The 8,952-nt window shown below is 65.6% G+C and carries 6 protein-coding genes; 3 read left to right on the top strand and 3 right to left on the bottom strand.

Going from position 1 to position 8,952, the window contains the following annotated elements:
* The 3 genes from KA184_11025 to KA184_11015 form a co-directional block, all read left to right on the top strand.
* On the top strand, window positions 1–1,566 hold a 1,566-nt coding region (locus tag KA184_11025), incomplete at its 5' end, for an MFS transporter (GenBank protein ID MBP8130099.1).
* 213 nt (window positions 1,567–1,779) lie between these two features.
* Window positions 1,780–3,258 carry a M48 family metalloprotease gene (locus KA184_11020; protein MBP8130098.1) on the top strand — a complete coding sequence of 493 codons (1,479 nt, stop codon included), beginning with the start codon at window positions 1,780–1,782 and terminating at the stop codon, window positions 3,256–3,258.
* A 51-nt stretch (window positions 3,259–3,309) separates the two neighbouring features.
* Window positions 3,310–4,767, top strand: coding sequence for a M48 family metallopeptidase (locus KA184_11015; protein ID MBP8130097.1), 1,458 nt, complete (start codon window positions 3,310–3,312; stop codon window positions 4,765–4,767).
* A 789-nt stretch (window positions 4,768–5,556) separates the two neighbouring features.
* Here KA184_11015 and menE read toward each other — a convergent pair.
* Genes menE through KA184_11000 form a run of 3 tightly spaced genes read right to left on the bottom strand, consistent with a single transcriptional unit; the run spans window position 5,557 to window position 8,949 of the window.
* Window positions 5,557–6,948: an o-succinylbenzoate--CoA ligase gene (menE, locus tag KA184_11010; protein ID MBP8130096.1), complete on the bottom strand. Its 1,392-nt coding sequence runs from the start codon at window positions 6,946–6,948 to the stop codon at window positions 5,557–5,559.
* A complete protein-coding gene (gene menC / locus KA184_11005) occupies window positions 6,941–8,050 on the bottom strand; it encodes an o-succinylbenzoate synthase (GenBank protein ID MBP8130095.1) in 1,110 nt (369 codons plus the stop codon). The genes menE and menC overlap by 8 nt, the downstream gene beginning before the upstream one ends.
* Window positions 8,047–8,949 (bottom strand): 1,4-dihydroxy-2-naphthoate polyprenyltransferase, encoded by a 903-nt coding sequence (locus tag KA184_11000; protein ID MBP8130094.1) that lies wholly within the window; start codon window positions 8,947–8,949, stop codon window positions 8,047–8,049. The genes menC and KA184_11000 overlap by 4 nt, the downstream gene beginning before the upstream one ends.
* Window positions 8,950–8,952 lie beyond the last annotated feature (3 nt).

The following is an 8,952-nucleotide window of genomic DNA, read 5'->3' as shown; positions in this document are numbered from 1 at the left end:
GTCTTCTGGACGCTCGTCATCGGCTACAGCTTCTTCTACGTGTGCCGGTCCGCGCTTGCCGTCGCCAAGAAGCCCATGATCGACGCAGGCTTCGTGAACGCGGACGACCTGGGCCGCATCGGCTCCGCACTGCTGCTCACCTACGCCGTCGGCAAGTTCGTCAACGGCTTTCTGGCCGACCGGAGCCACATCGGGCGGTTCATGTCGACCGGGCTGCTCGTGTCGGCGGGCATCGTCTTCGCTTTCGGGTTCCATTGGTCCGTGCCCGTGCTGGTCACGCTCTGGGCCATACACGGCTGGTTCCAGTCCATGGGCGCGGCGCCCAGCGGCGCGGCGATCGCCCAATGGTTCAGCAATCGCGAGCGCGGCACCCGCTACAGCATCTGGAGCACCGCGCACAGCATCGGCGAGGGTCTGACCTTCGCCATCACCGCCACCATCGTTTCACATTACGGCTACCGCGAAGGATTCTGGACCGCGGGCGCCGTCTCGGCGATTATGGCGCTCCTGATGTTCCGCCTGCTCGCCGACCGGCCCCAGACCTACGGCCTGCCGCCCATCGCCGACTACAAGGACGATCACACGCAGGAATCGCGCGAGCCCGCCATATCCGTCCGCGACGCGCAACTCGAGGTAGTCAAGAACCCTTACGTCTGGGTGCTCGGCCTGTGCTGCATGGCCATCTACGTCGCGCGCTACGGCATCAACAGTTGGGGAGTCATCTACCTCCAGGAAGCCAAAGGCTACCCGCTCATCAGCGCGGGGATGATCCTCTTCTGGGCCAAGCTCATCGAAACCCTGGGCGCGCTGTCGTCCGGCATCGTCTCGGACTTCTTCTTCCGCGCACGGCGCAACGTGACCACGCTGCTCTACGGCTGTATCAACATCGCCGGGCTCGCCATCCTGTTCCTCGCGCCGTCGACGTTCCTCACGACCGTCGACTCCGCGCTCGCGCCGCGCCTAACGCCCGGTCCGCTCGCCGGCGACGTCGCCCATGCCCTGCGCGCGCAGGGACTCGCCGTTCAGGCTGACGCAACCGTTGTCGAAAGCCTTTCTGAAGTCTCGGCACATGACATTCACGTTATCTGGCAGGTCAAGCCCTCCGGCCGGCACATCCCCTGGACCGGTTATCGCGTCGAATACCGGATGAACGTGGGCAAACCGAGCACGACCGGCGGCAGCGCCGCGTTCCGTCTCGCCCTCGCGCAGGCGTTCCGCACGGACCACCTGACCGTCTACAAGCCCTTCAGCCCGTGGCATTTCGTGGGACTCGCCACGTTCGGGTTCGGCCTGGGCGGCCTGCTTGTTTTCCTGGGCGGGCTCATCGCCATCGACATCTGCTCGAAACGCGCCGCGGGCGCAGCCATGGGCTTCGTCGGCTTCTTCGCCTACGTCGGCGCGTCCATACAGGACCGCATCAGCGGCGCGCTCATCGAGGCCGGCCGAATGACTCAATACGGCGCCGAAATCCACGACTTCCACCGCGCCACCGTGTTCTGGTTCAGCGCCGCCGTGGTCTCCGTCGCTCTCTACCTCACCCTCTGGCGCGTCAAGGCAAGGGATTGATTCCGGTCCTGATACCTGGTCCGGTCTTGCGACCGCAAGGTCCCCCGCACCAGATTAATTTGAGACATTCGTACGGAAGCATGGCGGGGCCGATAGCCGCAGCCAAGGGGGCTGGAACTTGTTGGCACGGTCATGGCATGGTTGGCACGCTGCAGGTTGTTCTGCAGGCGGCTTCCCTGTAACCAGGCAGGCGTTCTGAGGCGAATTCCCGGCATGTGGGCATTGGTGCGGTTGAATCGCGCACACGCAGCGGCGCTGGCCGCGCTGAGCCTGTCTCTCTTTGTCGCGGCGGGTTTCATCGGCGGCGGGTGCGCCGCATGGGTGTTCGACGCGTGGCGCGCGGCAACGACGGGCTCGCGGATGGGCAGCGGGTTTCACCCGATGGCGGGGCTTCTGGGCGTCGAAGCGGCGGCAGCCATCTGGATCTTCCTCACCGTCATCACGTACCTGCAGGGAGATCGCATCCTGCTCGCGAGCGCGGGCGCACGGCCCCTGCGCAAGGAAGACCATCCGCAACTCTACAATGTCGTTGAGGAAATGAGCCTCGCAGCGGCGCTGCCGCGCATGCCGCGCCCCTACGTGATCGATGACCCGGCGATGAACGCGCTCGCGGCCGGCTTTGGCCCGGACAACGCGGCCATCGCCGTCACGTCGGGCGCACTGGCGCGGTTGAACCGCGACCAACTCCAGGGAATCATCGCGCATGAAACAGCGCACATCGCCAACGGCGACGTGCTGTTCCTGACCTTGGCCAGCCTCATGACGGGCGCCGCACGGGGGCCGGGCTGGGCCGCAACGGCGCCGGCGCTCCGGCGCAACGCGGGGCGGTTTGGCGGGGAAGCGCCCCGGCTCACCCCGGCGCACCGCATCCTGCAAGCGTGCAGCGGATTTCTGGCCCTGCTCGCGCCGGTGTACGCCGTGTTGCTTCTTTTCGGCACGGCGCGGCGCCGCGATTTCCTCGCCGACGCATGCGCCGCTGTGTACACACGCTATCCGGAGGGGCTCGCGTCGGGCCTGTACGTAATGGCAGGCGACGTTCACACGCTTCTGCAACGTAACCGGCGCATCGCGACGCTCTGCACGCTGAATCCCTACCGGAAAGAGCACGGCATCCACACGCCGCTACTGTTGGCGAGCACGCATGCGCCGGTCCAGCAACGGATAGCCATCCTGCGCGGCATCCACGGCGCCGTTTCCTTCGAGCGCTACGAGCGCGCATGGCAGCAGGCCGCCGGCACGGCGGCGCGGCTGTTTCCCCGGAACGCGGCCGTGAAAATCAGCGTCTATCCCATCCGGGAAGCGCATACCCAGACCGCAGCGGCCGCCCAGACAGTCCGGCGGCAACTGCGCAACGCCGGCGACCTGGTCCGGGGCGTCAACGGATACACGTTCTTGACCTGCGCCTGCGGCATGCGCATCAAGCTGCCGCCGTGGCACGCGCGCGGCCACGTGGCGTGCCCTCGCTGCGGCCAGGACGTGCGCCTGCCCTCGGCCAGGCCGCTGCCGCAAGCGCAGGCGGCCAACGGGGTCAAGGAATCGGCCGAAATCGCGCGGCCCGCCGAAGCGTGGCTGACCTTCAGGTGCGTGTGCGGCGGCGAGAATCAGTTGTCGCCGTTTTTTGACGCGCCGCGCATGACGTGCACTCGCTGCGGACGCATGATTCGCATTCGCGACGCTACGGGGGTAGACTGATGCGCACGACGGCGCCGCGGTCATGCGGCGCCAGAGGACATGAGAAACGCCATGTGGGAACAGATACGGTCAAACCAGCGCAGGTCGGTAGTACTGGTCTTCGTCATGCTGCTTCTGCTGGCGGCGCTCGGCGCGGGAATCGGCGGAGCGATACTCACGCCGGACGGCCTGTTCTTCGGTCTTATCGCGGCAGCGGGCCTCTGGATTATCCTCACGTTGGTCACATACGCGCAGGGCGACCGCATCCTGCTTTCGGCGAGCGGCGCTCAGGAAATCCAGAAGGAAGACCATCCGCAGCTCTTCAACGTGGTCGAGGAAATGACCATCGCGTCGCGCCTGCCGAAGATGCCGCGCGTTTACATCATTCACGACCAGGCCATGAACGCCTTCGCCACGGGCCGCAATCCCGAGACGGCGGCCGTGGCCATCACGAGCGGACTGCTCGCGCAAGTGAACCGCGACCAGCTCCAAGGCGTGATTGCCCACGAAATCGGCCATATCAAGAACCAGGACATCCGGTATATGACCGTCGTGGGCATCATGCTTGGCGCGATAGTGCTGCTATCCGAGCTGTTCTTGCGCGGCATGTTCCATTCCGGCATGTCGCGCCGCTACGGCGGCGGCGGACGGCGCGGCGGCAACCAGGCACAGGCGATTCTGCTCGTCGCTGCGATCGTTCTGGCCATACTTGCGCCCATACTCGGGCAATTGGTCTACTTCGCATGTTCCCGCCGGCGCGAATACCTCGCCGATGCAAGCGCGGCCGTGTTCACGCGCTATCCGGAGGGTTTGGCGTCCGCGCTGGAACTGCTCGCGCAAGACACGCAAAAGCTTCAACGAGTGTCGCGTGCGACCGCGCCCATGTTCATCGTGAACCCGCTGGAAAAGGGGCGCATGGCGGCGTTCAGTCTGACAAGCACGCACCCGCCCATTGAGAAGCGCGTCCGCATTTTGCGTTCGATGGCCGGCGGCGCGGCCTTCGCGGACTATCAGGAAGCCTGGAAGAAGACCGAAGGCGGCCGCGCGGGCAGGCTGCCGCCCTCCGCGCTGGCCGAGGCAACTCCGGTGCCGGTGCGCGGGCCGTCGGGCGAAGCGGCGCCGGCGCCGAAAGACGCGCGGCAACGCATGCGCGAGACAGGCGACATCCTGCGCAAGGTGAACCAGTTCCTGTTTCTGGCATGCGCGTGCGGCATGAAAGTGAAGATTCCGCCCGAATTCAAGCAGAACCACATCGGCTGCCCGCGTTGCGGCAAGGACCTGCAAGTGCCCGTCGCGCAATTGACTGCGCTGGCGACGGTCGCGGCGGCAGGCTCGCAAGGCGCAGACGCAGTCATTCCGCTGGCCAAGGCCAAATCACCCTCGCAGGAAGTGCTCGAGATTGCGCGCGAGCCCGGCCAGTGGACGTCCTTCAAGTGCGCCTGTGGCGCAGTGCACCAACTGGCGCCGTCATTCCAGGGCGATTCGATGCGGTGTAATGTCTGTAAACGAACCATCCGCGTTCGCGGGTAGACCGTTGCGCCCCATCCCCGGGAATGCCGCTGTGCCCGGGTGCGTTGCAATAGGCAAGAGACACTCTTGGCAGAGCTTGCAGGGCGCATGGAGACGTTGCTGCCGTTCGGGGCCGCGAAGGGAACAGGACGCCCGGACGTCACTCCCATTCATGTCAACTGCATGCCTTGACAAATCGTTGAATAGTTGACGTTGCAGGCAGACAAATGTTCGAACACTCAAGGGGCATGGTGCATGTGCACGCGTTCTTCGGCAGGAAACCGGCGATTCGACAGGCACAATTTGTCACCAAGTCGGAAAATGCTGCACTACTGTGGGACGGACCGTTTGCGTCGGCAACACTCGGGAGCCTTGTTCTGCGCGGATTTGCCGCAGCCGGGCCGCGGGCAGGCGGAGATGGCATGAGAATTGCTTCCTTCAAGACAGGCGCCGCTAACAGGAAAGGCTTGGAACATGGTAGTTCAATGTTGCGTATGCGGAAAGGTGCGAAGGGGGGTCATCTGGGCAGCGCCGAGGACGCCTCTCCCACCCAACACCGACGTGAGCCACGGGTACTGCCCCACCTGCGCTCAGGAAGCGTTCGAAGAGATGAAGCGGCTGCACGCGCTGCGGCGCAAGCAAGCCCGAATGGGCTGGCCTGCCTGAATCAAGCCGCGTTTTCACAAGGCCGTTCGCGGGAGCGGGCGGCCTTGCATTTTTCGGCGGAATTCCCCAACGGCAGCGCGAATTTTGGCACTATCGGCCAATTCCCGTCATCGCCCGAAGCAACCAGACCTCATTTCGAGCAAGCTACCCCGAAAGAAGTACTGACGCGCGCTCAGCAAATGCTTTCCGGCCCAGCTTGATGCCCAGCCCGGCCAGGTCTTCCGGCCAAGGCAGGATCCGGCGCGGCACTTTGAATTTGGGGAGCGCTTTTTCGAGTTCGCGCTGCAACCCCGCTTCGTCGCGCGCGGTTCCCGGCGCATAGCGGACGAAGGCGGCCGACACAGCCCCAAATTCGGCATGGGAAACCGGCACCACCAGCGCCTCGCACACGCCGACGCACTTGCAGAGGCTGCGTTCGACCTCTTCAGGCTGGATGTTCTCGCCACCGGAAATGAACATGTTGTCGCGCCTGCCCGTTACGGCGAGGTATCCCTGCGCGTCCTGTGCGCCGAGGTCACCCGTGGCAAACCAGCCGTCTTCCGTCAGGGACCGCATTACCTGCTCGCCATCGACGTAGCCAAGAAACAGCGTCTTCCCGCGCACGAGTATCTCGCCGTCCCCGGAAATGCGCAGGTTGCCGGGGCTGAGCGGCGCGCCCGAGGTCAAGAGCCGGTCAAGCGGGTCACCGGCGCGCGTCGTAGTCACCTGCGACGCCATTTCCGTGAGACCATAACTGGTGTAGATGGGAAGGCCGAGCGCAAAGGCTTCTCGCACGAGTCCATCGGGAAAAGCGCTGCCCCCGAGCAGGATGGCCCGCACCCGGCGCAAGGCGGCACGGCCTTCTTCCGATTGCAGCAGGCGGTGAAGTTGCGTGGCAACCAGGGAGAGATGCGTTACGCCGTAACGGACGACCGCGGCTTCGATGGGCTCCCTGTCTTCTGGCACGGCAACTGCCGCGCCGCTGACAAGACACCGGAAGAGGACCCCGATTCCGGCAACATGAAACATCGGCAGCGAGAGGAGCCAGCAGTCGCCGGGCCGGAGCGCGATATTGCGGTTGGACTGCAATGCGCTGTGGCAATGATTCCCGTAGCTGTGCAGCGCAGCCTTGGGCGAGCCCGCGCTGCCCGACGTGAAAATGATAGTGGCGGGACGGTCTTCGGGAATTCGAGGCGGCGCGGCTTCCACCTGGGCGTCGCCGGCGGAGGGAACGTCCGGCAACGGCGGGAGGCGCTGCGCGCCCACGCGCCCCAGGAGCGCCATGGCGTAAGCTTCCGGAAAGCGAGGATTCACGGGGCATGCCACCACGCCCGCGCGTAACAAGGCGAGAAACAGGGTAATGTCCCCGCTGCTCGCCCGGCCTGGCAAAGCGGCGCGCCCGCCTGGCCGGAGCCCGGCGTTTCGAAGCGCCGCGGCCGTCGCCTGCACGCGAACTTCAACATCCCGAAAGGAAAGTGCGCCCGACCCGGACACCAGTGCGGGCGCGCAGGGCGTCTCCAGGGCGGCAGCGTGCAACGGGCACTCGAACTCAGCCATCCCACACGCACTCCAGGCAGCCCGGGTCGAGGTCGAGAGGCCTGTCCAGCGCAACCATCTGTATCTCGCCGCCGAAGTCCAGAGACTCGCGCAGTACATCACGGCCGAGCACGTGATAGGTATCAAGACCGGCGGCGATGCCGGGACCACTGATGGCCGCGGCGTATTGCGCGAGCGCGCTCATGCCGACGCCGGACTCGTAGGCGCCGCTGACCACGACGTATGGCGGCGGCTCCACCTCGCGCAGCCATTCGACCAGCCCGTGAAAATGCATCAGCGACGGCTTGACCACCCAGGCGCGCGCCCCCCGCAAGACGTGGTCCAGATAGGCATTCGCGCCCTTCCCGCCGCTCAACAGCAGCGTCGCGAGGTAATCCTTATTCTCCTGCAGTGTCTCATCAAGCGCATAGGGCACGGGGCATGCGCTTGCAAAGGCGGGCAGGTCGCGCCAGTCGCGCAGCGGCTCCTCGAGATACGCCAAGTTGCATGACGCGGTCTCGCCCGCGAAATTCAGCGCGGTGGGAAGGTCCCACGCGCGATTGACGTCCACCCGAATCGCGACATCGGGGCCGAGGGCCTCGCGAACCTGCCGCACGGCGGCAATGTCGTCCGCCGGCGAACCGCGGCCCACCTTCAGTTTCGCCGCGGCGGGCACCTGGCCCAGGCGGGCTTTCGCGTTTCGCGCAACCCGGGGGTCGCCGTCCGGCAGCAGCGCGCATACGCGTACGGTCTCCGCGCTTTGTTCGGCCATGATGCGGCGCATGGGAACCTGCAGGACGCCCGCGGCCAGACGCAGCACCGCGGTTTCAAGCGCAAACGAAACGGAGGGGCAGAACGCGGAAGTCCTCCGCATCGCAAATGCATCCACCAGACCACAGTCCCGCAGCTTGTCCGCGCACTCGATTAGGCCTCGCGCCGCTTCCTCCTGCGTTTCGGGACTGAAGCCCGTCAGCGGCGCGGCTTCGCCCCAGCCCTTGAGCCCGTTGTCCGTTTCCAGACACAGCAGCCACCCGGCGCGGGTTCGCAGGGCACCCCGCGCCGTAACCACGGGCGCGCGAAGCGGCAGTTCATAGCGATACACAAACGTTCGCGTGATTTTCATAAGAGCCAGCCCACGGAAAAAAGGACGCTGAAGAGGAACGTCAATTTGCCGGTCCCCGCAAGCGTGTGGTTCAGGACCTGTCCTTCTTCGCGCAGCACGCTCCTGATGTTGGGCGCCGCCACCAGCAACGCGAGCCACGACACGAGCGCGGGATAGTGGCCGCGGGTTCCAAGGCACAGCCCGGCGGGCGTCAGGAAGCACGCCACGAGTACGCAAACGATGTATTCGACACGGGCAAACGCGGCCCCGAACCGCACCGCGAGCGTGCGTTTTCCCGCCTTGCGGTCGCCCGCGATGTCGCGCAGGTTGTTCACGGCAAGAATGGCCGTTGCGAGTAGTCCCGGCGCAAGCCCGGCGAAAAGCGCTTCCGGGGTTACGGTCACTGCCTGCACATAGTACGTGCCACCCACGGCCACCGGTCCGAAAAACACCAGCACGAAAACGTCGCCAAGACCGATATAGCCGAGCGGATACGGCCCGGCGGTGTATAACACCCCGAAGAGAATCGAGAGCACGCCAATCACGGCGATGGGCCAACCGCCGCGATAAACAAGATACAGGCCAATCGCGGCGCTGAGTCCGAACGTAATCGCGGCGGCGGCCTTTATCTGCGCCGGCGTGACCAGCCCCGCCTGCGTCGCGCGCGTCGGCCCGAGCCGTTCCTCCGTATCCGTCCCCTTCACAAAATCGAAGTAGTCGTTGGCGTAATTGGTCCCGATTTGGATGAGCATGCCGCCGAACAGCGCACATAAGGCGGCGGGGATGTGGGACGCACCGTCCGCGGCGGCCATCGCAACGCCGATGAGCACGGGCGAGATACCCGCGAACAAGGTCTTCGGACGCGCCGCCAGAAACCAGACGCTCCAGCCCGCGGGCTGCGACTCCGCGCCGAGGCTCATCGC

The organism is Candidatus Hydrogenedentota bacterium, assembly GCA_018005585.1.
GTDB lineage: Bacteria > Hydrogenedentota > Hydrogenedentia > Hydrogenedentales > JAGMZX01 > JAGMZX01.
This window is presented reverse-complemented; position numbering and strand designations above follow the sequence as displayed.